Raw genomic sequence first — 20,581 nt, 5'->3', positions numbered from 1 at the left:
TATGCCCGGCCGTTTTTTATTCTCAACGAACTCAAATGCTATTTCTGCGGGATACAGCCTGCGTCAATCAAAGAGGCAACTCACCTGAATACAACACGGGGCCCGTCGGCTGTTGGTTCGGCGAGCCGCCTAATGGCTCCAGGCTAATGGCAATCGTTGTTCCTTTCACTAAATTTGCATCTGCCAAATAAAACTGACTCACGTTCTTCGCATTCACAAGTCCAATTGAAACGGGCTTATGGCCAACGGGAATCAGCCATAGTTCAAGACTTTTCCCGTCAGGAATAGCGGCCAGGCCTAAGGGGGTTATACGAACAATTTTTCTTTGGCCATCTGAACTCACAACCCACGTCCCTTGATGTGTTCCGTTCAGGACCACTAACGGTTTCAACTCAGGCGTACGCCAATAAAACCACGAGCTCAGGCTCAATACGCCTAATCCTGCCGCAAGCCCCCATGCAATATAATTTCGTCCGCGCCGTCGGGGCGAAGCGTATCGAGGCAGATTTAATTCAATTTTTTTCCAAACGCTTTCGGGGGGAGGTATCGGCGTTATACCAATATCCAGCCCCGACAACATATTTTGCCATTTTCCAACCTGGGTCGCCAAAACGCTATCCGATTTCAGACGGCGCTCAAAATGCAACCTTGCATACCCTCTGAGCGTGCCAAGCGCATATTCTGCAGCCAACATGTCATCACTTTTGCGTCTGTTCATAGGCCCAGGCAATCCTTCAGATGCGCTAGCGCCCTGCGGACCCAGCTTTTTACCGTACCCAGCGGTTGCTGCAACCAATCAGCGATATCCGCGTGCGACATCCCTTGATAATATGCCAGAACAATACTTTGCCGTTGTTCAGAAGTCAGATGCTTCAAACAGTCATTTAGCTTTTTCGCCTGCTCTCCCTCATCATCCAGATTTTCATTTTCCGACTGAGGGATTTGGTCACTATATTCTTCTTCCAGTTCGGCATGGCGTCCCTGCCGGCTGCGCAATCCATCAATGCATCGATTCCTTATAATGTGAGTAAGCCATGTCATAGGCGAGCTCTTGGCCGGATCATAATCCCCGGCACGCTGCCATACGGTAAGAAAACCGTCGACCATAACCTCTTCCGCCCACTGGCGATTACGCAACATGCGTAGCGCAATGGCGAACAAACATGACGATGTCGAACTGTACAAGCGTTCAAATGCTCGGCGATCGCCATTAGCGATCGCCTTTAAGCAAATTATCTGGTTTTCTTTCAACGAGTGATCCATGCCATCCCTAAAGGGGTTAAACTTTGCCCATTTCGAGTATAGGCATTACTTGGGCATTAGTACGGTATCAATAACGTCGATTACACCGTTTTGCTGCCGCACGTCATAGGTGCTGATGTTGGCGACGTCGCCTTTAGCATCTTTGATCTGAATATTATGCGGGCCGTTATTCATAAACCATAGCGACTGACCATTGACGGTTTTGAGTTCCGCCCGTCCTCCGCCTTGCTCAATTTTTCTCTCCAGCGCTTTCATGTCATAGTTCCCCGCCACGACGTGATAGGTCAACACGCTGGTCAACAGAGTTTTGTTCTCAGGTTTTAGCAGATTATCCACCGTACCGGCCGGCAATTTGGCGAATGCGGCATTCGTTGGCGCAAAGACCGTATAAGGTCCTTTGCCTTGCAAGGTGTCGACCAAGCCGGCAGCTTTAACCGCCGCGACCAGCGTGGTATGATCTTTTGAATTCAGCGCATTTTGCACAATGTTTTTTGAGGGGTACATCGCAGCCCCCCCAACCATCACGGATGCCGAATCAGCGGCAACGGCCAGGGTTGCGGCGCTGAACAGTAATGAGCCGGTGAAGATAGTGGAGATAAGCGTTTTCATGATTAAGTCCTCAACGTAAGCGGAGCGGAAGTGTCGCTCATTACTGATATACGTATGAGGGGCGCCAAGTGGATGCACGGATGGCAAAAAATAACGCAAAAGGAAAAAGTACCTTTACAAAGATCCCTAACAAATACGTGCTCAGGTGCTGACGGCCACTTTCCATTCTTTCTTCTGAGGTTATTCCTAAACCTTCGCCTCCAGGCCCGCACGGCTTGATAGGAATATTCCCATTCAGTTATCGTTACCTCATCGCTTAAGTCCTTTCCTAAGCGAAATTTGCCTCATTTTATTTTTCCATGGCTTCTCAGCCCGCCACGGCGGGCATTTACCTGTCAGCAGGTTAGACATTATGATCGACTACACTCTCTATGGCCTCAACAAGCAAGATGTTGATGAATACCATAAGCAAATATGCTGCCTGCTCGGCAAAAGCGTGCTGCTGGTGCTGACCGCCAACAAGCCGATAACCAAACAGAATCTGCTCGCCTGCCTTATCCAGGAGGTGGAAAAACAGTCCGATGATTATTTTCAGAGACTGCATCGTGCAGCAATAGAAATGATCGGCGTCAACGGGCGTTAAGGCGATATGCGCAAGGCGGAAATCTACGCCATTATTGCCACCCTCGTGGTGTTAGTGATGATGCTCATTATTACCCTTGATAGCGATATCAACCCTTATCCTTAATAAGCGCCTATTACGCCGGCTCTTTAGCCCGGCGTAATAGACAGCGAAGGTGCAGACCGTCACCTTTTAGCCAGATTACCTTCCTGCCCTGGCTTTATTCAAAACCGGCCGCTTCGTCCATCAATCCCGCCGCCTCTTCGGCATGGGAAACCCGCAAAGCATGCCCCCCGCTGGCATAGCCAAATATCCCCTGCGCGACAACTCGAGGATGACCTTACTCCAGTACGCGGCGCCGCCCCAGAATCCGTGTACCAGCACGATAGTGGTTTTTGTGCTCATTGCCGACTCCTTCATCATAGGGAAGCGCTATAGACAGATGAACTGCAGCCCTTAAGGGGCACGCCTTGCTACCGGCGACGTCACGCAGTCCTCATTTTATACAGTCAGGCTCGCGGCGTTCGGCAATAGCTACGACGGGTTAACGCACGCGATTTCCCGGCATCGCCATGGCCTATCCACGCAGCGCGCAAAGCAAAAAATCGGGATTAAAACTAGGATTTTTACCCATACCGATCTAAAATTTCGCGTAAAAACAAAGAGAAGTAAATTTAGCTCACCGGGAAAAGGAATGAAGTTGTGAAGGAAATGATCTCCATCGTTTTTATAGCATGCCTGCTGGCGCTGCTGTTTTCGTGGCTATTCGTCTACGGTCTTAACATTCATTAAACCTGCGGCGGCAATAAATCCCCCTCCCTGGCTGGCAAGCAGCGCATCGGGACGATGCGCTAAAACCGGCCCCAAAAGTGCCCACGAAAGCGAAACCTGACGCTATCCCGCCTTAACCTTTCCGCCCACAGATACATCAATAATATTTACGGATAACAGTCTTATCCCCTTTCTGCGTCCCTCGTCGACTTTTTTCTGACCTGGCGCAGCCCCTCAAACAGAGGGCTTGCCCGACGCAAAATGTTACCGGTAACTATGTTGTTGATTTCTTTTTGTAATAACCGAAAAGCCGTTAATAACCCTACGTTCTTTATAGAAATAAATTATGCATTCTTATGGATAAAGGTATGAATAAACGGCCTTTGGTCATTGATTATCACCCGCCAAGCTCCTAGAATTCGCGCGTAAAAATACAACTGGGATCGGGTTTCATGTCGTCGCTGTGGGTTGCAACGCAATACTGTTATTTTATTGGTCTGTTAGTTTCTATGATTTTCACCTACCTGGTTAGCCGGGACACCGTTAAAATACGCTTTATCAGCGCATTGACCATCGGCTTAACCTGGCCGTTGAGCCTGCCGGTCGTGTTGCTGTTTTCGCTGTTCTAATCCCCCAACAGACCTCGCGGCGGGCTTGGGCTTTTAAACAGCCATGCTAATGAAAAGGGAAGGCCGCCGGCGTCGCGGATTTTTGGCGTGGGATAAAAAAACGCCAGCGCAAGGCTGGCATGAAAACTGGAAGCAATGTGAGCAATGTCGTGCCGGCTCGGGGGGCACAGAAGGAGACAACCCTTTCCCCTCACCGGCGAAAAGATGATAATACGTCTCATTATTGATTGTAAAGTCATTTCCCTGCGCAACGTTTCCCCTTTGGGAAAATATCAGCCGCGCGGCGCTCGCCAGCACCGATACAACCGCCCCATCCCCCACACCAGCAGCCACAGCAAAATATTCATCCCCAACCAGAGCATCAACAAGTAGAAGAAAGTTTGGTAACCGGGTATGCCCCGGTCGGCCAAAAACGGGTTGAAGTGCAAAAATTTGACGATCGCGAAGGGGTTAAGATTGAAACGGTTGAACACGGCCGCCGTCAACAGCGGCGGCAACAGCGTGTAAAACGCCAGGCTGAACAGCAGCAGAATCTTAGTGCCCGAAGTGTTTTTATAATCTTTCATATCAATATATTGCGTCTTTCACCATGGTGCAGAAACCGCCAAATATTCGCACACCAGCCGACCCCGCGAGAGAAAAAGAGTTCCAGGCCAGCGCGTAAATAAAGCCGATCCCGTGTTTAATCGTCATTTAGCGCTCGGGTGATATATACCCTGTGAATTTTAAATTACGATGCCGCCGCGCCGTCTTCAACCGCAGCGTTTGCCTGGCCTCATCAGGAGGCATTAATGAAACCGGACGCACTCTCTCTGCCGCCGAGCCCGAAAAAACTCAAAGTGATCTACGGCTGGTATATTTACGTGATCTATATCCTGCTGGTCTTCAACATTTACATGGCGGTCTACAACGTCTGCGTTCGACATCCGCTTGAGGCGCCCCTGCTGTCGCTGTTTCACAGCCTGTTCCTCGCGCTGATGCTGCAGCAGGTGCTCAAAAAGAACGTCGTTTTCGCCTGGATCTTGCTGAGTTATTTTATTCTGATGCGCCTGTATTACGCCAATGTGCTGCATGTTGAATTCACGCTGGTCAGCCGCGGCCTGGAGCTGCTGATTCTGACGCTGCTGCTTACCGGTGCCGTGGCCGTCGGGCAGCTGGCCACGCCCCCGCAGCGGCATGACTGGCTGGCGCGGCTGGGTTGGCGGCAATGGGGAGCGCTCACGGCGCTGGCGGCCATCCTGACCCCGTTGATTACCACTGACTACCTGGGGTAAACACGGCGCTATTTGGGGATATGGGGCTCGGAAATGTCTACGATGCGGCATATTTTGGTGTAGTTGCCCGCCTTCTCACAGATCTTGTCCGTGACGAACACGCTAAGGTAGCCCAGCAGCAGCAAGTAGCCAACCATGCACAGAATAAAGATAAGCGTTCTCACCGATAGCGACCAACCAGACAAGAGTATCCCAAGCATCATAACCTGAACGCGGCGCTTTAAAAGGATTTCATGTGCACACCGGCCGCATCGGCGCACGTTCTGTAGTAACATTAAGCCACCACGCCACCCACCGGAAACGCCGATGCACCATCTGATGTTAGATATTGAAACCCTGGATATAAAACCCAGCGCCGTCATCCTGGTGGTTGCGGCGGTGTTTTTCGATCCCCGAACCGGGGAGCTGGGCGCCGAATTCGAAGCCGCCGTCAGCAGCCAGAAAGACCAACCGGGCCGTACCATCAGCCTGGATACGGTCGCCTGGTGGGCGAAGCAGTCCGATGAAGCGCGCAAGCAGGCCTTCGGCGGCACCGAGAGCCTGAAGCGCGTGCTGAGCAACCTTAGCCGCTTCATCCATATGAACAGCACCGATACGGTGAAAGTCTGGGGCAACGGCAAAGAGTTCGACTGCGCGATCCTCGAGCACGCCTTCCAGAAGCTGGAAATGCCCTGCCCGTGGAAATTCTGGGATACTCAGGATGTGCGTACGGTGATCACGCTGGCGGAACTGCACGGCTTTAACCCGAAAAAGACCCGCCCGTTCGAAGGCATGCCGCATCGCGCGCTGGATGATGCTCGCCACCAGGCCCGCTATGTGGCCGATACCGTCTCGGCGCTCTATTACCGCCAGGGGGCGCAGCGCTGACCCGCTTTGCCCCTTTTCATTTACCGCCAGAGTCTCTACTCTAGCCCTCTTTGTCACTCGGACGTGCCTTTCCTGTTATGCAAAAGTTTCTGTTTATGCTTCTCAGCCTGGTGCTGCTCGGCCCATTAGGCATCGATCTTTACCTGCCGACCATTCCCGCCATTGCCGTCGGCCTCGGCAGCAGTGAAGCGCTGATCCAATCCACCATATCGCTGTTTATACTGGTGCTCGGCCTCGGCCAGGTCATCGCCGGCCCGCTGGTCGATAACTATGGACGCAAGCCGGTGGCGCTGGCCGGCATTATCCTCTACATGATCGGCGCCGCGATGGCGGCGCTGGCCACCAGCCCGACGGTTTTCATCGCTTCGCGTCTGCTGCAAGGGGTAGCGGTTTGCTGCACCGCCGTCGTCGCCTTCAGCGGCGTGCGCGATCGCCTGAATGGCGACGACGCCGCCCGCGCTTTCGGTTTTCTTAACGGCACGCTGAACATCATCCCAGCGCTGGCGCCGCTGCTCGGTGGCCTGCTCGCCGAAGCCTTCGGCTGGCGCGCGCCTTTCTGGTTCCTGGTCGGCTATGCGCTGCTGGTGTTGGTGCTCATCGCGCTGCGCCTGCCGGAAACCCGCCCCGCTGATACCGTGCCGGTCAAAGGGCTGCCGGTGCGCCAATACGCGCGCATCCTCAGCGAACGCCGCTTCCTCTCCTTTGCGGTGGTGAACTCCGGGGCGATGGGCATGGCGCTGACCTACGTTTCTCTGGCACCGAACGTGTTGATGGGTACCGCCGGCCTGACCCCGCTGCAATTCTCGCTGGTGTTCGGCGCCAACGGTTTCTGGATCATGCTGGTCAGCTTCTTCGCCAACCGCATCATTCACAAGGTCGGCCGCCCGGTTTGTCTGGCGACCGGCGGCATGTTGATGGGGTTGGGCTGTCTGGGCCTGCTGCTGGGCGTCATGCTGTTGCCTGCAACGGCGCAAGCGCACTGGCTGGCGTATATGCTGCCGGTCGCCAGCGCCTGCGCCGGGTTGGCGTTCGTGATGGGCCCGGCCACCAGCTACGCTTTGGAGCCGTATTCCAATGAGGCCGGCGTCGCGTCCGCGCTGGTCGGTTTCGTGCAGATGGCGGGCGGCGCCGCGCTGGGTTTGGTGGCGATGGCGTTGCCGCTGCAACCCAAGCTCTCGCTGGCGCTGGTGATGCTGGCAGGCTGCCTGCTGGCGCTGCATGCGCGACGGCTCAGCAAGCAGATTAAAGGGCAGATTAGAAAAGTCGCCTGAGCCGCGGCTCAGGCTTCGGTGACGACCGGCACCCGCGCCGCTAAGGCCGACAGCAGCTCATAGCCTAACGTCCCTGCCGCCGTGGCCACCTCGTCCACCGGCAGGCGTTTCCCCCACAGCTCCACTTCGGCGCCCAGTTCGACTTGCGGACAGGGCGTCAGATCCACCGCCAGCATGTCCATCGATACCGTTCCCAGCGTGCGCGTCAGTACACCATCCACCCATACCGGCGTACCGGTCGGCGCATGGCGCGGATAGCCGTCGGCATAGCCGCAGGCCACCACGCCGATACGCTGTGCGCCGGCGGCGCTGTAACGGCCGCCATACCCCACGCGATCGCCAGACTTCAGCTGTTGAATGCCGATGATCTCGCTGCTCAGCGTCATCGCCGGCTGCAGCCCCGTTGCCGCAACATCATTCCAGCAACCGCTCGGCGAAGCGCCATACAGAATGATCCCAGGGCGGACCCAGCTGCCATGGGTCGAAGGGTGCCACAGCGTGGCGGCCGAGTTGGCCAGGCAGCGCGGCAGCGGTATATCGGTAGCCGCCGTCTCGATAGTGGCCATCTGCTGGGTTACGCCTTCCGGGCCGTCGGCGGTAGCGAAATGGCTCATCAGCGTAAGTTCGGCGATATTGGCAACCGCCTGCGCTCTTTGCCACACCTCGCGCAGCCGCTCAGGTGCAAACCCCAACCGATTCATGCCGCTGTTCACTTTCAGATAGACATTGAGCGGCGCGCTCAGCGTGGCGTCGGCGATCGCCGCCAGCTGCCAGTCGCTGTGCACCGCCGTCGTCAGGCGATAACGATCGAGCAACGCCAGATCCTGCGGCTGGAAGAAACCTTCCAGCAGTAGAATCGGCCCTTGCCAACCCAATTCGCGCAACAGCACCGCTTCGGCCAGATCCAGCATGGCGAAGCCGTCGGTTTGTGCCATGCTGCGCCAAACGTGGTTGATGCCGTGGCCATAGGCGTTGGCTTTGACCACCGCCCACACTTTGGCGCCGGGGGCGAAACGGCGCACCACCTGCAGGTTATTTTCAATCGCGCCGAGATGAATCGTGGCGGTTATGGGACGGGGCATCGGTTCTCCTTGGGGCAGCATACAGCGGCCACGCGCGCCTGCGCGTGGCCGGGAAAGTCTATGACAGCGTTGACGATTAACGTGCGGGATGCACGTCGTTCAGCGGAACCGCGTGTTGCTGGCGAAACCCGGCGCTGTAACGCGCCACCGCCAGATCATCGGAAGGGATCGCCGGCGTAATGCCGGACATCAGATCGGACAACAGCTGCCCGGAACCGCAGGCCATCGTCCAGCCCAACGTGCCATGCCCGGTATTGAGATACAGGTTCTTCAGCGAAGTGCGGCCGACAATTGGCGTGCCGTCCGGTGTCATCGGCCGCAGGCCGGTCCAGAACGTCGCATCCGCCACTCTGCCGCCGTTCGGGTAGAGATCGCGTACCACCATCTCCAGCGTTTCACGCCGTTTTTGCTCCAGCTGCGTGTTGAAACCGACGATCTCCGCCATGCCGCCAACGCGAATACGCTGGTCGAAGCGCGTGATGGCGATTTTATACGTCTCATCCAATACCGTAGAGAACGGCGCCGCCGCTTCGTCGGTGATAGGAATGGTCAACGAATAGCCCTTCAGCGGGTAAACCGGTATCGACACCAGGCCGCGCAGCAGCGCCGTGGAGTAGGAGCCGAACGCCACCACGTAGCTATCGGCCTTGAACACTTCCTCGCCACACTGCACGCCGGCGATCTTGTCGCCCTCCACCAGCAGACGATCGACGCTGCGGTTGAACAGAAAAGTCACGCCCGCCTGCTCTGCCATCTTCGCCAGCTGTTGCGTAAACAGCTGGCAATCGCCGGTCTCGTCGTTCGGCAGCTGCAGACCACCGGTCAGCTTGTGCGCCACCTGGGCCAGCGCCGGCTCAACGCTGGCGAGCTGGCTGGCCTCCAGCAGTTTGTAAGGCACTCCGGCATCTTCCAATACCGCAATGTCTTTCGCTGCGTTTTCGAACTGTTGCTGGGTGCGGAACAGCTGCAGCGTGCCGCCCTGGCGGCCTTCGTACTGGATGCCGGTTTCCTGCCGCAGCGCCTTGATACAGTCGCGGCTATATTCTGCCAGGCGCACCATGCGGCCTTTGTTGGTCATGTAGTGTTCGGTGTTGCAATTTTTCAGCATCTGCCACATCCAGTTGAGCTGGAAGCTGCTGCCGTCGAAACGGATCGCCAACGGCGCATGGCGTTGGAACATCCACTTGATGGCCTTCAGCGGCACGCCCGGTGCCGCCCAGGGAGCGGCATAGCCCGGTGAAATCTGCCCGGCGTTCGCCGCGCTGGTTTCCAATGCCGGGCCAGGCTGACGATCGATCACCGTCACCTCATGCCCCGCCTTCGCCAAATACCAGGCACTGGCTACGCCCACCACTCCACTACCTAAAATTACCACTCGCATCGCTGACTCCAGCTCAAGGCTTCACAAAGCATAATCTTCTGCTCACAGGAAATTAACTCAGTGAAAAAATCCGTCCAACAACTTCATCATCAAACGTGACAATATTCACAATTAATTTATCGTCGATGGCCCGCGCATTTGCAATAGCCGCCAGAAAATAGCGATAAGATACGGTTTAAGGGGGATTATGGCGCGAGGTCACCCCTGGCTCGCTAGCATTGCTATCATTGATAGCATAGAAAATTGGCGTGATAAGCAACATGGATTTAACAGAATATAAAAATATCAGCCAACCCATAAATAGAATAAAAAACCACAAAAGAAAAAAATACCAAAACAACTGGCAAATAACGGCGCCACCCGCTGCAGCAGAAAAATCGCGTAAATTTTCAGCCCTCAATAGCCTTATTTTTATTGCTGGAATAAAGCGGCCGCTCACTGTGGCGTCATCTTGTTTTCGCTGCAGCACGATATGAACGTTCAAGCCCCCAGCCGCACCTAGAGTTCATACTGTCGCTATTCAGGAGAACCTCGCATGTTCATCGCTCTCTATCAGTTCTCAGTCAAACCCGGACACGAACAAGCCTTTCGCCAGGCTTGGCTTGAATTGACCCAAGGCATTTATCTGCAGCGCGGCAGCCTCGGCTCCCGCCTGCACCGTGATATGGGCGGGCAGTTTATTGGCTACGCGCAGTGGCCAAGCCGCGCTGCATGGGAAAGCGCCGGTGATATTCAGTTGGATGAGCGCTATCGTCGCGCCCGGGAACGAATGCGCGCGACGTTATTGGCGGATGAAACGTTATTTGAAATGGCAGTGATGGACGATTACCTGCAAATCAGACCGTTTGACTGAGCACAAGCCCACGCAAGCGGGCTTGTGGTTGCGGGGGAACGGCATCAATGATGCAGCATCTCGTCCACGACTTCTTTAGTCTGCAGCTGGAATGGATAATAGGTCGGCCAGTTGTCCATCTCTTTCAGCAATGCCTCCTGTGACGTGTTGCCCATAAAGATATGGAAATGCGCCGATTTGCGCGGGCCAATAATGTGATCGCTGAACTGCACGAATTTCGGCGCCAGGCTGCCGGCATCCTGGCATTCGAACAGATAACGCACGCCCTTTTTACCGGAGACATACGTCAGAATCTTATGCCCGGCGTACTTATACTGACAGGCGCTGGATTGGTCGCCGCGATGAAACTCCATGACGCCGTTCTCAATGCCGATGGTATCCACATCGGTGGCATACCCTTTGCGGTAATAGGCCTTCACTTCTGCGAAGGTCTTGCTCTTATCCTGCTCCGCCTTCTTCTTGAACACCGGATCGAGATCCCCATTGAGCAGATAAGGATACACGGATTGCCACACGCCCTCCCAATCCGCCAGGTCGCGATCTTTGACGTCTTTATCGTCGAATACGCCCGCCTCCGCCTTTTTTTCCACTTCCGTCAGCGGCTTGCCATGTGAATGATGCCCGTGGGCAAGCGCCTGCCCGCCGATAAACAACGCTGCCAGCGCCACCGCCAGTTTGCCAAAATGCCTCGCCAAAAGATGCTCCTTGTCCGTCATTGAGAAAACAAAAAGTTACAATATAACATAACAAATTTCAATCCCTGTCGCGCTGCAGAGTATCTATTGCGCCCCCCTGCCGCAGGGTTATACTCGAAGAGGAAGCGCGGCGCTGCGCCGCCTTCTGCCGGGACGGACGCGGCGCCGGCGGGCGCTGGATTGACTGCCGTTCGCTCCCCTGCGTACCGACATTTTTATTTCACTGATTTGCAACGGTTAATTATGACTTGAACTATGCTTGTTACAGGGCCTGCCGTTTGAGCAAGACCCGTGAATAATGAGGGTGCGCTGATGACTACTTCAACACATGAAAAGGTTAAGGATGATAAACGTCTGAGCGATGGACCGGACTGGACGTTCGAGCTGCTGCAGGTGTATTTGGAGCAGATCGACCGCGTCGCCAAGCATTACCGGCTCGGCACCTACCCCCATCAGATCGAGGTGATCACCTCCGAGCAGATGATGGACGCTTATTCGAGCGTCGGCATGCCGATCAACTATACCCATTGGTCCTTCGGCAAGAAGTTCATCGAAACCGAACAGCGCTACAAACAGGGGCAGCAAGGGCTGGCCTATGAAATCGTCATCAACTCCAATCCCTGCATCGCCTACCTGATGGAAGAGAACACCATCACCATGCAGGCGCTGGTGATGGCGCACGCCTGCTATGGCCATAACTCGTTCTTCAAGAATAACTATCTGTTCCGCAGCTGGACCGACGCCAGTTCCATCGTCGATTACCTGCTGTTCGCCCGCCACTACATCAGCCAGTGCGAAGAACGCTACGGCGTCGATGAAGTGGAGCGGTTGCTGGACTCCTGCCACGCGCTGATGAACTACGGCGTCGACAGGTACAAACGCCCGCAGAAAATCTCCCTGGTAGAAGAGAAAGCGCGCCAGAAAAGCCGCGAAGAGTATCTGCAAAGCCAGGTGAACACGCTGTGGAAGACCCTGCCGCGCGTCGAACGCGAAGAATCGCCGGAGCAGGCGCGCCGGTATCCGAGCGAACCGCAGGAAAATATCCTCTATTTCATCGAGAAGAATGCGCCGCTGTTGGAACCCTGGCAGCGTGAGGTGCTGCGCATCGTGCGCAAGGTCAGCCAGTATTTTTACCCGCAAAAGCAGACTCAGGTGATGAACGAGGGCTGGGCCACTTTCTGGCACTACACCATCCTCAACCATCTGTACGACGAGGGTCGGGTGACCGAGCGGTTTATGCTGGAGTTTTTGCACAGCCACACCAACGTGGTGTATCAGCCGCCGTATAACAGCCCGTACTATAACGGCATCAACCCGTATGCGCTGGGCTTCGCCATGTTCCAGGACATCAAGCGCATCTGCCAGTCGCCAACCGAAGAAGACCGCTACTGGTTCCCGGACATCGCCGGCAAAGACTGGCTGGACACCTTGCACTTCGCCATGCGCGACTTCAAGGACGAGAGCTTTATCAGCCAGTTCCTGTCGCCCAAAGTGATGCGCGATTTCCGGTTGTTCACCGTGCTGGACGACGATCGCAACAACTATCTGGAGATTGCCGCGATCCATAACGAAGCCGGTTACCGGGCGATCCGCCAGGAGCTGTCGGCGCAATACAACCTGAGCAACCATGAGCCGAACATTCAGATCTGGAACGTGGACCTGCGCGGCGACCGCTCGCTGACGTTGCGCTACATCCCGCAGGAACGCGCACCGCTGGATAAGAGCCGCCGCGACGTGTTGAAGCACCTGCATCGCCTGTGGGGCTTCGACGTGATCCTCGAGCAGCAAAACGAAGATGGCAGCGTGGAGTTGCTCGATCGTTGCCCGCCGCGGCCGACGCCGCTGTAACCGCCACAACGACAAAGGGCGCCGCAGGGCGCCCTTTCTGATTTCATGAATACGCGATTAGCGACGCGCTTCAGTCAGATCGCTCGGCATGGTGCCCTGCATGCTCTGCCAAATCGCCCCGCTGTCTTTACCGTAGTTGCGCACGGTATCCATCACCTGGTCGTACAGCTTCTCATGGCACAGCGTGGACAGCTTGCTGTAGAAGGTCAGCGCCAGCTTGCGCGCTTCCGGGTTGGAGAAGTAGTAACGGCCCACGCGGGTGTACAGCCCTTTCAGGCCGTTGAAAATCAGGCCGTAGATCGGGTTGCCGGAAGCAAACGCCAGGCCGCGGAAGATCTCATAATCGAGCAGATTGAAAGCGTCCGCCTGATCTTCTACCTCGGCGGCCTTCGCCAGCACTTCCTGGGCCTGTTCCGGATGATTGCGCACCGCGGCGCGAATAAAGATCGACGCGATATTGGTGCGCACCGACAGCAGGTTGTCGATCAGCTGCGGGACGCTCTTGTGATCGAGACGGGCCACGGTCTCAAGGATATTGAGGCCGGACGTTTCCCAGAAATTGTTCACTTTGGTCGGTTTGCCATGCTGAATGGTCAACCAGCCATCGCGGGCCAGACGTTGCAACACTTCACGTAACGTGGTGCGCGTGACGCCAATCAACTCCGAAAGCTCACGCTCCGCGGGCAAAATAGAGCCAGGGGGGAAGCGATTATTCCAAATACTCTCAATAATGTACTCTTCCGCGAAACCGGCAGGACTCTGCGCCTTTATGACCATGTGTTTGACGTTCCGTTGCGACGATAAAATCAGTAAAAGTAATCGGCTCATCATACCAGATCGTGCTGACATGACATAGCGTGAGCGAAAAACAATAAACGAAAGTGTGCATAAAGTGGCAAAAAACGCGCAAAAACACCGGCCGTCAGAAATTTGCCGCCGTAAAACAAGCTCCGGTTGCGCCCGCCCCCGCCGCATTGTTAGGGTACGTGCTACGACTGATTTAAGGATGCATAAAGGACAATGGAAACAACCCTGCGCAGCGCCCTGCTCAAAAACTTTCTGGGGCAATCTCCCGACTGGTACAAACTGACTATTCTCATTTTCTTGGCGATCAACCCCTTGGTGTTCTTCTTCGCCAGCCCGTTTGTCGCGGGTTGGCTGCTGGTGGTCGAGTTCATCTTTACCCTGGCGATGGCGTTGAAATGCTACCCGCTGCTGCCGGGCGGCCTGCTGGCGCTGGAGGCGGTGGCCATCGGCATGACCAGCCCGGCGCAGGTCTCGCAGGAAATCGAACATAACCTGGAAGTCTTGCTTCTGCTGGTCTTTATGGTGGCCGGCATCTACTTTATGAAGCAGCTGCTGCTGTTCGTCTTCACCAGGCTGCTGCTCAACATCCGTTCGAAAACGCTGCTGTCGCTGGCGTTCTGCCTGGCCGCCGCCTTCCTTTCCGCCTTCCTCGACGCGCTGACGGTCGTGGCGGTAGTGATTAGCGTGGCCACCGGCTTTTATTCCATCTATCACAACGTGACGTCGAATCGCCCCGATGGCGACATCGGCGATGACAGCGATTTCACCGGTGAAGAGCGCAAGCAGACGCTGGAACAATTCCGCGCCTTTCTGCGCAGCCTGCTGATGCACGCCGGCGTCGGCACCGCGCTCGGCGGGGTCATGACCATGGTAGGCGAGCCGCAAAACCTGATCATCGCCAAAAGCGCGGGCTGGGGCTTTATCGATTTCTTCCTGCGGATGGCGCCGGTCACGCTGCCGGTGTTGGTGTGCGGTCTGCTGGTCTGTTGGCTGGTAGAGCGTTTTCGCCTGTTTGGCTATGGCGCGCAGTTGCCGGCGGCGGTGCGCGACGTGCTGAAAGAGTATGATCGCAAAGCCACCGCCGGCCGCAGCAGGCAAGAACGCCTCAAGCTGGTGATGCAGGCGCTGATCGGCGTTTGGCTGGTGCTGGCGCTGGCCTTCCATCTGGCGGAAGTTGGGCTGATCGGCCTGTCGGTGATCATCCTCGCCACTTCCCTGTGCGGCGTAAACGACGAACACGCCATCGGCAAAGCGTTCCAGGAAGCGTTGCCGTTCACCGCCCTGCTGACGGTGTTTTTCACCGTGGTCGCGGTGATCATCGAGCAGCACCTGTTCAGCCCGGTGATCCAGTTTGTGCTGCGCGCCGACCCCGCCTCTCAGCTTTCGCTGTTCTACCTGTTCAACGGTCTGCTGTCGTCGGTTTCCGACAACGTGTTCGTCGGCACGGTCTACATTAACGAGGCGCGCACGGCGCTGGAGACCGGCACCATCGCGCTGAAGCAGTTTGAGCTGCTGGCGGTTGCCATCAATACCGGCACCAACCTGCCTTCGGTTGCCACCCCTAACGGCCAGGCCGCTTTCCTGTTCCTGCTGACGTCGGCATTGGCGCCGCTGGTGCGTCTGTCGTATGGCCGCATGGTGTGGATGGCCCTGCCTTATACGGTGGTTCTGACGGTGGTCGGTCTGCTGTGCGTCCAGTTCACTCTGGAGCCGGCGACCGAGCTGCTGACGCAGTGGCATTGGCTGGCGCTGCCGCCCATCGACGCCGTCGGCCACTAAGGCGGCGCCGGCAGGGTGAACCGACTATTTTTACGCTGAATCCGGCCCAGGTGGCTGGCAGCGAGAAGGAATTGGTTTACACTGCCGGTTCAATTGCTTACTGCATGGAAGAATCTAGATATGTTGCAATTCTTTAACCGCTGTTCACAAGGACGCGGCGCCTGGCTGCTGATGGCCCTGACAGCGTTGGTGTTGGAACTGGTCGCGCTCTATTTCCAGCACGTTATGCTGCTGCAGCCCTGCGTCATGTGCATTTACGAGCGTTGCGCGCTGTTCGGCATCCTCGGCGCCTCGCTGGTGGGTGCCATCGCGCCGAAAACCCCACTGCGCTATGTGGCGATCTTGCTGTGGATCTACAGCGCCTGGGAAGGCGTACAGCTGGCGTGGAAGCACACCATGATCCAGTTGCACCCTTCGCCGTTCAATACCTGCGATTTCTTCGTCAGCTTCCCTTCGTGGCTGCCGCTGGACAAATGGCTGCCGGCGGTGTTCCACGCTTCCGGCGACTGCTCCGTGCGCCAATGGCAGTTCCTGACGCTGGAAATGCCACAGTGGCTGGTCGGCATCTTCGGCGCCTATCTGCTGGTGGCGCTGATTGTGCTGATCGCACAATTTGTTCGCCCACGTCGCCGCGACCTGTTCGGCCGCTGATCGGCAGACAAACAAAAAACGGCGCCGAAAGGCGCCGTTTTTTTAGGGTATTGCGGTCAAATTCAGAGATAACCCCATTTCAGGTATGCGTAAGGAAATAAACGAGCACAATCAGCGCTCCAGCCACGGCAAACAGACGGATCATTTTCATTGTTATACTCTCGAACATGCGGGAGAGCGGCCAAATTACCCAACTTATCGTTTAAAAAGAAGCATTCCGGCTCGGTTAAGCGCGTAATTTACATAACATTAAACTTCTGCGATGTTGGCGGGCAACAACGGGCGGCAGCAGCGCTTTCCTTTCCGCCTTAGAGCAGCAATAAATTACCGTTACTTATGAACCACTGCGTCTTTGTCACATTCAGAGCACAATATTTTGGTGAAGTTTGCCCATAAAATCCTTATAGTATCGGCAAAGTGAGTATTACCGATTTCCCTGGTGTTGTTGTGTGTCTTGCCCCTCATCTTTGCAGGGGCTTTTTTCCTTCCTCCCTCATCTGATTGGCGAATATTCCCCTTTATCCCAAGCCCCGCTCACCGTTCGCGCACTAATGATTAAAATCATTCGCGATGCTTTCCTTATGCTGAATGACGTTGTGATTTTCACCCTTTCTTTCGGTGAGCCAGGCCCTGTCTCTGCCTGACTGCATAACGTCAATGACACCAAGGACACAATTCTATGCCGGATACCGCATTGCCCCCTGCATCTCAGCGCCCCCTCCTGCGCCGCCTGCTGCTTAAGCCGGGAAAAGATTCCTGCGCTGGAGCGGCCAGTTTCAGACCCGTCATTCGCTAATCTCGACTACGCCGCAGATCGGTAATCATGAATTTAACTGGGTGGCAACGCTGGAAGCCCATTGGCCGGCAATTCGGGCGGAGTTGGATCGGCTGCTGGAGCATCCGGAAGATATTCCCGCGTTCCACCAAATATCTCCGGATCAGAAACGCATCTCTAAAGGGGATAACTGGAAAACCTTCGGGCTGTTTGTCTACGGGCAGCGGGTTGATGAGAACTGCGCCATTTGCCCGCACACCGCACAGGCGGTCAGCGAGATCCCCGGCATGCGCACCGCGATGTTTTCGATCCTTAAACCGCACTATCACATCGTGCCCCACAAGGGCCCGACCCGTGCCGTGGTGCGTGCGCACCTAGGGTTGATCGTGCCAAAGGATCGGGAAAGGCTGTGGATCCGCGTTGACGATCAGATCCTGCACTGGGATGAGGGCAAGGTGATTCTGTTTGATGATTCCTACGAGCACGAGGTCCGCAACGACACCGACGAGCTGCGTGCGGTGCTGTTTATCGATATCGACCGGCCGATGGACAAGGTGGGTACGGCGGTGAATAAACTGCTGTTCAGCCTGATCAAAGCCAGCCCGTATGTGAAGCAGCCGCTGAAAAATCTGGCTAACTGGCATCGCCGCGATAAAAAAGCGTGAAGTGGCGGTTATGCCATAACCCCCACGCCCGACGGTAGCGCGCTAGATAGCGCAGAGGACGGAATGTCTGAATACGCCGCCCTCTTGCTGCCCAAGGGGTGACGTTACCTGGCCCAGTCCGGCTTGTTGAGGATATGATCCTGCCAGTCCACGACTTCGCTCTCGCGCACCGCGATATGCCGCACCGTGATGCGCTCGCCGTGCATCGCCGCCTTGGAGCCACTCAGCAGCGGATGCCAAGGGAACAGCGGTTTGCCTTCACCGATCAGGCGATAGGCGCAGGTCGGCGGCAACCAATCGAAGGTCGTGAGGTTCTCGCGCGTCAGTTTGATGCAGTCCTCTTCCAGCTCGAAGCGCCGCTCATAGTTACGGCATTGGCAGGATTTGATGTTGAGCTGGTTGCAGGCTACGTTGGTAAAATAAATCTCGTCGGTATCTTCGTCGATCAGCTTATTCAAACAGCATTGCCCGCACCCGTCGCACAGCGATTCCCACTCTTGTTCTGACATTTCCGCCAGCGTTTTCTGTTGCCAAAAAGCGAGTTGTGACATGTTAGCGTCCGGTTTCGGTAAATGGATAAGTCACCTGCGCACAGGTTAGAGGGGGGACTATATAGACATTTTAACCACAAGATGCAAGCTTTGCCGCCGACGGCGCCGGCGGCAAGAGAGATCAGATCACGCGGGTGCTGAGCGTTTTGCCGTTCAGGCTGATTTTAAGCATGTCGCCGGAGGCCATCGGGCCCACGCCCTGCGGCGTGCCGGTCAGGATGATGTCGCCGGCGCGCAGCGTGAAGAAACGGCTCATGTAGCTGATAAGCGGCAGGATCGGCGTGATCATGTCACGCGTATTGCCCTGCTGGCGCAGTTGATCGTTAACGGTCAGCGACAGCTCGGCATTTTGCGGATCGCCGAATTCCGCCACCGGGATAAACCCCGACATCGGGCAGGAACCGTCGAAGGCCTTGGCCTTTTCCCAAGGCTGACCGGCTTTTTTAAAGCCCGCCTGCAGATCGCGCAGCGTCAGATCGAGCGCCACACCGTAGCCGGCGATCGCCCGCGCAACGCGGTCTTCGTTGGCCTGTTTCAACGGCGTGCCGATCAGTACCGCCAGCTCCACCTCATGATGCACCGCACCGAACTCTTTCGGGATGGCCACCGGCTGGCGAATATCGCACAGCGCCGTTTCCGGTTTGATAAACACTACCGGCTCGACGGAAACCGCGCTGCCCATTTCCTTGATGTGATCGGCGTAGTTGCTGCCGACGCAGACCACCTTGTTCACCGGGAAATCGAGCAGCGAACCCTGCCAGTCTCTATGTTGATACATACCGCTTCTCCCAAACTGTAGAGGCTTGGCGCGCCAAGCCGATTATTGGTGGGCCGGATCAATGCCCGATCGCGTCCGCCATCATACCCACGGCGAGGGCGAAATAGTAAGAGCGATTCCAGTGCATGAGGGTGCGAAAATTATCATAGACCAGGAACGTCCGCCCCTGCAGGTCATCCGGCGCGATGATCCAACCGCGCTGAACGGCATGCGGCAACGCACTGCCATCCGCACGACGCACCCCGCGTTGTTGCCAGGCATTGACGCTGCGCGCCTGCGCGTCTTTCAACCCCAGCTCGGCCCGATTGAAACCGGCGGGCAATTTGACCTCGCGCCCCCAGCCGATGCCGGCCTGCCAGCCCTCTTTGGACAAATAACGGGCCGTAGACGCGAAGACATCATCAATGTTGTTCCAGATATCGATGCGCCCGTCACCGTCGCCGTCCGCCGCGTAGCGCAAGAAGGAGCTCGGCATAAACTGGCATTGCCCCATTGCGCCTGCCCAGGAGCCTTTCAGCGGCGTATCGCCGACGTGCCCCTGCTCGACTATCTGCAACGCCGCCATCAGCTCCTGACTGAAAAAGGCCTCGCGGCGCCCTTCAAACGCCAGCGTCGCCAGCGCAGACACCACGTCTTCCCGCCCCTGAATCTTACCGTAGGCGCTTTCCATGCCCCACAGCGCGATGATATAGCGCCCCGGCACCCGATAGCGCTCGCTGGCGCGCGTCCATTGCGCCTGGCGCTGCCGGTACAGTTCGCGCCCCTGGCGTACCTTGGCGGGCGACATCACACGCCGCAGGTAGTCATCCAGGGTGACCTTCTGCTCCGGCTGATTGCGATCGGCCTTGATCACCCGATCGACGAAATGTATTTGCGCAAAAGCACGGTCAAGGGTGCTCTGGCTGATGCCCTGCTCCCGCGCCTGGCGCTTGAGTTGCTCGACATACGCCGGGAACTGCGCCGGATCCCGGCCGCTCGCCGCCAGCGTCGCCTCCTGTGCCGCCTGCGGCGCGCCCGGTATCAGCACACCGCCCAGCGCCAGCCAGGCGGCCAATACGGTTCTTCTCGCCGAACGTGTCATCGCGCCTCCCCTGGCCATAGCCGCCGTCTCAGGCTTTGTCGCCCGCCAGATGCTGATTGAGCAAGTTTTCTACCGGCGGCGGGAACTGCAGGTAATAGCCTTCGTCTTTCAACGCCTGCTTCACCTTTTCGATATCCGCCGAGGCCAATTTCTTGCGCTCATCGAGCGAAAGCATCATGGCGAATTGCGGCACACCGAAACTTTTCATCAGCTCTTCCGGCACACGAGAGAAATCGTCTTTTTTTTCGACATAAAGATAAGTTTGATCGCGTTTCGGGCTTCTATAGATCACACAAAGCATTTTTTTAACTCTATTTAATTGAGGGAGCGTCTTGCCTGGATATAACTCTGACTATAACATGCTTATAGTACATCGGAATATCGCACCC

The 20,581-nt window shown here is 56.3% G+C and carries 24 protein-coding genes; 10 read left to right on the top strand and 14 right to left on the bottom strand.

Annotated elements, in window-relative coordinates:
• Positions 1-67: 67 nt before the first annotated feature.
• The 3 genes from GF111_RS24540 to GF111_RS24530 are packed head-to-tail and all read right to left on the bottom strand — an operon-like array spanning position 68 to position 1,872.
• Positions 68-718 (bottom strand): anti-sigma factor domain-containing protein, encoded by a 651-nt coding sequence (locus GF111_RS24540; protein ID WP_071605359.1) that lies wholly within the window; start codon positions 716-718, stop codon positions 68-70.
• Complete coding sequence (locus GF111_RS24535) at positions 715-1,263, bottom strand: RNA polymerase sigma factor (RefSeq protein WP_147190662.1); 549 nt, start codon at positions 1,261-1,263, stop codon at positions 715-717. The genes GF111_RS24540 and GF111_RS24535 overlap by 4 nt, the downstream gene beginning before the upstream one ends.
• Before the next feature lie 45 nt (positions 1,264-1,308).
• Complete coding sequence (locus tag GF111_RS24530) at positions 1,309-1,872, bottom strand: fasciclin domain-containing protein (protein WP_038877198.1); 564 nt, start codon at positions 1,870-1,872, stop codon at positions 1,309-1,311.
• A 352-nt stretch (positions 1,873-2,224) separates the two neighbouring features.
• Here GF111_RS24530 and GF111_RS24525 point away from each other — a divergent pair, with 352 nt between their 5' ends.
• Complete coding sequence (locus GF111_RS24525; protein ID WP_038877195.1) at positions 2,225-2,455, top strand: hypothetical protein; 231 nt, start codon at positions 2,225-2,227, stop codon at positions 2,453-2,455.
• 1,202 nt (positions 2,456-3,657) lie between these two features.
• On the top strand, positions 3,658-3,834 hold the full coding sequence (locus tag GF111_RS24520) for a GhoT/OrtT family toxin (protein WP_039565785.1): 177 nt from the start codon (positions 3,658-3,660) through the stop codon (positions 3,832-3,834).
• Positions 3,835-4,106: 272 nt separating this feature from the next.
• Here the strand turns inward: GF111_RS24520 and GF111_RS24515 are convergent, their stop codons facing one another.
• Entirely contained in the window at positions 4,107-4,400 is a 294-nt protein-coding gene (locus GF111_RS24515) for a hypothetical protein (protein ID WP_038877192.1), read from the bottom strand.
• Between the two features lie 225 nt (positions 4,401-4,625).
• Here GF111_RS24515 and GF111_RS24510 point away from each other — a divergent pair, with 225 nt between their 5' ends.
• A complete protein-coding gene (locus GF111_RS24510) occupies positions 4,626-5,108 on the top strand; it encodes a hypothetical protein (protein ID WP_147191600.1) in 483 nt (160 codons plus the stop codon).
• 8 nt (positions 5,109-5,116) lie between these two features.
• On the opposite strand, the gene GF111_RS24505 is transcribed toward GF111_RS24510, so the two are convergent.
• The gene (locus GF111_RS24505) at positions 5,117-5,272 is read right to left on the bottom strand and encodes a hypothetical protein (RefSeq protein ID WP_223294931.1); all 156 of its coding nucleotides are present in this window, start codon (positions 5,270-5,272) and stop codon (positions 5,117-5,119) included.
• A gap of 142 nt (positions 5,273-5,414) precedes the next feature.
• Between GF111_RS24505 and GF111_RS24500 the strand changes: the two genes are divergently transcribed.
• Together GF111_RS24500 and GF111_RS24495 are read left to right on the top strand one after the other, a co-directional pair.
• Positions 5,415-5,975, top strand: a complete 561-nt coding sequence (locus tag GF111_RS24500; RefSeq protein WP_147191602.1) for a 3'-5' exonuclease — start codon at positions 5,415-5,417, stop codon at positions 5,973-5,975.
• A 77-nt stretch (positions 5,976-6,052) separates the two neighbouring features.
• Entirely contained in the window at positions 6,053-7,246 is a 1,194-nt protein-coding gene (locus tag GF111_RS24495; RefSeq protein WP_038877183.1) for a multidrug effflux MFS transporter, read from the top strand.
• A gap of 8 nt (positions 7,247-7,254) precedes the next feature.
• Here GF111_RS24495 and dadX read toward each other — a convergent pair whose 3' ends face one another.
• From dadX to GF111_RS24480, 3 genes are all read right to left on the bottom strand, one after another.
• Positions 7,255-8,328 carry a catabolic alanine racemase DadX gene (gene dadX, locus GF111_RS24490; protein ID WP_102779324.1) on the bottom strand — a complete coding sequence of 358 codons (1,074 nt, stop codon included), beginning with the start codon at positions 8,326-8,328 and terminating at the stop codon, positions 7,255-7,257.
• A 76-nt stretch (positions 8,329-8,404) separates the two neighbouring features.
• Entirely contained in the window at positions 8,405-9,709 is a 1,305-nt protein-coding gene (locus GF111_RS24485; protein WP_038877178.1) for a D-amino acid dehydrogenase, read from the bottom strand.
• A gap of 175 nt (positions 9,710-9,884) precedes the next feature.
• Entirely contained in the window at positions 9,885-10,193 is a 309-nt protein-coding gene (locus GF111_RS24480; RefSeq protein WP_146220590.1) for a hypothetical protein, read from the bottom strand.
• 51 nt (positions 10,194-10,244) lie between these two features.
• Here GF111_RS24480 and GF111_RS24475 point away from each other — a divergent pair, with 51 nt between their 5' ends.
• On the top strand, positions 10,245-10,562 hold the full coding sequence (locus tag GF111_RS24475) for an antibiotic biosynthesis monooxygenase family protein (protein ID WP_047730539.1): 318 nt from the start codon (positions 10,245-10,247) through the stop codon (positions 10,560-10,562).
• A gap of 44 nt (positions 10,563-10,606) precedes the next feature.
• On the opposite strand, the gene zinT is transcribed toward GF111_RS24475, so the two are convergent.
• A complete protein-coding gene (gene zinT, locus GF111_RS24470) occupies positions 10,607-11,257 on the bottom strand; it encodes a metal-binding protein ZinT (protein WP_047730538.1) in 651 nt (216 codons plus the stop codon).
• 312 nt (positions 11,258-11,569) lie between these two features.
• On the opposite strand from zinT, the gene GF111_RS24465 reads away from it, so the two are divergent.
• Positions 11,570-13,105, top strand: a complete 1,536-nt coding sequence (locus GF111_RS24465) for a SpoVR family protein (protein WP_047730537.1) — start codon at positions 11,570-11,572, stop codon at positions 13,103-13,105.
• A 57-nt stretch (positions 13,106-13,162) separates the two neighbouring features.
• On the opposite strand, the gene fadR is transcribed toward GF111_RS24465, so the two are convergent.
• Positions 13,163-13,882, bottom strand: a complete 720-nt coding sequence (gene fadR, locus GF111_RS24460) for a fatty acid metabolism transcriptional regulator FadR (protein ID WP_025303107.1) — start codon at positions 13,880-13,882, stop codon at positions 13,163-13,165.
• 243 nt (positions 13,883-14,125) lie between these two features.
• On the opposite strand from fadR, the gene nhaB reads away from it, so the two are divergent.
• The 3 genes from nhaB to GF111_RS24445 all read left to right on the top strand — a co-directional run bounded on the left by nhaB (position 14,126) and on the right by GF111_RS24445 (position 17,782).
• Positions 14,126-15,691: a sodium/proton antiporter NhaB gene (gene nhaB, locus GF111_RS24455; protein ID WP_147190347.1), complete on the top strand. Its 1,566-nt coding sequence runs from the start codon at positions 14,126-14,128 to the stop codon at positions 15,689-15,691.
• A 120-nt stretch (positions 15,692-15,811) separates the two neighbouring features.
• Positions 15,812-16,342 (top strand): disulfide bond formation protein DsbB, encoded by a 531-nt coding sequence (gene dsbB / locus GF111_RS24450; protein ID WP_033643335.1) that lies wholly within the window; start codon positions 15,812-15,814, stop codon positions 16,340-16,342.
• Positions 16,343-17,179: 837 nt separating this feature from the next.
• Positions 17,180-17,782 carry an aspartyl/asparaginyl beta-hydroxylase domain-containing protein gene (locus tag GF111_RS24445; protein ID WP_224217771.1) on the top strand — a complete coding sequence of 201 codons (603 nt, stop codon included), beginning with the start codon at positions 17,180-17,182 and terminating at the stop codon, positions 17,780-17,782.
• Positions 17,783-17,886: 104 nt separating this feature from the next.
• Here the strand turns inward: GF111_RS24445 and GF111_RS24440 are convergent, their stop codons facing one another.
• The 4 genes from GF111_RS24440 to GF111_RS24425 form a co-directional block, all read right to left on the bottom strand.
• The gene (locus GF111_RS24440; protein ID WP_025159803.1) at positions 17,887-18,333 is read right to left on the bottom strand and encodes a YcgN family cysteine cluster protein; all 447 of its coding nucleotides are present in this window, start codon (positions 18,331-18,333) and stop codon (positions 17,887-17,889) included.
• A 121-nt stretch (positions 18,334-18,454) separates the two neighbouring features.
• Positions 18,455-19,111, bottom strand: a complete 657-nt coding sequence (locus GF111_RS24435; protein ID WP_004932286.1) for a fumarylacetoacetate hydrolase family protein — start codon at positions 19,109-19,111, stop codon at positions 18,455-18,457.
• Positions 19,112-19,169: 58 nt separating this feature from the next.
• Positions 19,170-20,192: a lytic transglycosylase domain-containing protein gene (locus GF111_RS24430; RefSeq protein ID WP_047730534.1), complete on the bottom strand. Its 1,023-nt coding sequence runs from the start codon at positions 20,190-20,192 to the stop codon at positions 19,170-19,172.
• 28 nt (positions 20,193-20,220) lie between these two features.
• Positions 20,221-20,493: a YcgL domain-containing protein gene (locus tag GF111_RS24425; RefSeq protein WP_004932294.1), complete on the bottom strand. Its 273-nt coding sequence runs from the start codon at positions 20,491-20,493 to the stop codon at positions 20,221-20,223.
• Positions 20,494-20,581 lie beyond the last annotated feature (88 nt).

This window comes from Serratia sp. HRI, assembly GCF_010119335.3.
GTDB lineage: Bacteria > Pseudomonadota > Gammaproteobacteria > Enterobacterales > Enterobacteriaceae > Serratia > Serratia nevei.
Note: the sequence above shows the minus strand (reverse complement) of the source record. Positions and strands in the feature narration are given on the sequence as shown.

Coding starts and splice junctions, on each gene's coding strand:
- GF111_RS24540 (WP_071605359.1), bottom strand. CDS start 718: ATGAACAGACGCAAAAGTGATGACATGTTGGCTGCAGAATATGCGCTT.
- GF111_RS24535 (WP_147190662.1), bottom strand. CDS start 1,263: ATGGATCACTCGTTGAAAGAAAACCAGATAATTTGCTTAAAGGCGATC.
- GF111_RS24530 (WP_038877198.1), bottom strand. CDS start 1,872: ATGAAAACGCTTATCTCCACTATCTTCACCGGCTCATTACTGTTCAGC.
- GF111_RS24525 (WP_038877195.1), top strand. CDS start 2,225: ATGATCGACTACACTCTCTATGGCCTCAACAAGCAAGATGTTGATGAA.
- GF111_RS24520 (WP_039565785.1), top strand. CDS start 3,658: ATGTCGTCGCTGTGGGTTGCAACGCAATACTGTTATTTTATTGGTCTG.
- GF111_RS24515 (WP_038877192.1), bottom strand. CDS start 4,400: ATGAAAGATTATAAAAACACTTCGGGCACTAAGATTCTGCTGCTGTTC.
- GF111_RS24510 (WP_147191600.1), top strand. CDS start 4,626: ATGAAACCGGACGCACTCTCTCTGCCGCCGAGCCCGAAAAAACTCAAA.
- GF111_RS24500 (WP_147191602.1), top strand. CDS start 5,415: ATGCACCATCTGATGTTAGATATTGAAACCCTGGATATAAAACCCAGC.
- GF111_RS24495 (WP_038877183.1), top strand. CDS start 6,053: ATGCAAAAGTTTCTGTTTATGCTTCTCAGCCTGGTGCTGCTCGGCCCA.
- dadX (WP_102779324.1), bottom strand. CDS start 8,328: ATGCCCCGTCCCATAACCGCCACGATTCATCTCGGCGCGATTGAAAAT.
- GF111_RS24485 (WP_038877178.1), bottom strand. CDS start 9,709: ATGCGAGTGGTAATTTTAGGTAGTGGAGTGGTGGGCGTAGCCAGTGCC.
- GF111_RS24475 (WP_047730539.1), top strand. CDS start 10,245: ATGTTCATCGCTCTCTATCAGTTCTCAGTCAAACCCGGACACGAACAA.
- GF111_RS24465 (WP_047730537.1), top strand. CDS start 11,570: ATGACTACTTCAACACATGAAAAGGTTAAGGATGATAAACGTCTGAGC.
- fadR (WP_025303107.1), bottom strand. CDS start 13,882: ATGGTCATAAAGGCGCAGAGTCCTGCCGGTTTCGCGGAAGAGTACATT.
- nhaB (WP_147190347.1), top strand. CDS start 14,126: ATGGAAACAACCCTGCGCAGCGCCCTGCTCAAAAACTTTCTGGGGCAA.
- dsbB (WP_033643335.1), top strand. CDS start 15,812: ATGTTGCAATTCTTTAACCGCTGTTCACAAGGACGCGGCGCCTGGCTG.
- GF111_RS24440 (WP_025159803.1), bottom strand. CDS start 18,333: ATGTCACAACTCGCTTTTTGGCAACAGAAAACGCTGGCGGAAATGTCA.
- GF111_RS24435 (WP_004932286.1), bottom strand. CDS start 19,111: ATGTATCAACATAGAGACTGGCAGGGTTCGCTGCTCGATTTCCCGGTG.
- GF111_RS24430 (WP_047730534.1), bottom strand. CDS start 20,192: ATGACACGTTCGGCGAGAAGAACCGTATTGGCCGCCTGGCTGGCGCTG.
- GF111_RS24425 (WP_004932294.1), bottom strand. CDS start 20,493: ATGCTTTGTGTGATCTATAGAAGCCCGAAACGCGATCAAACTTATCTT.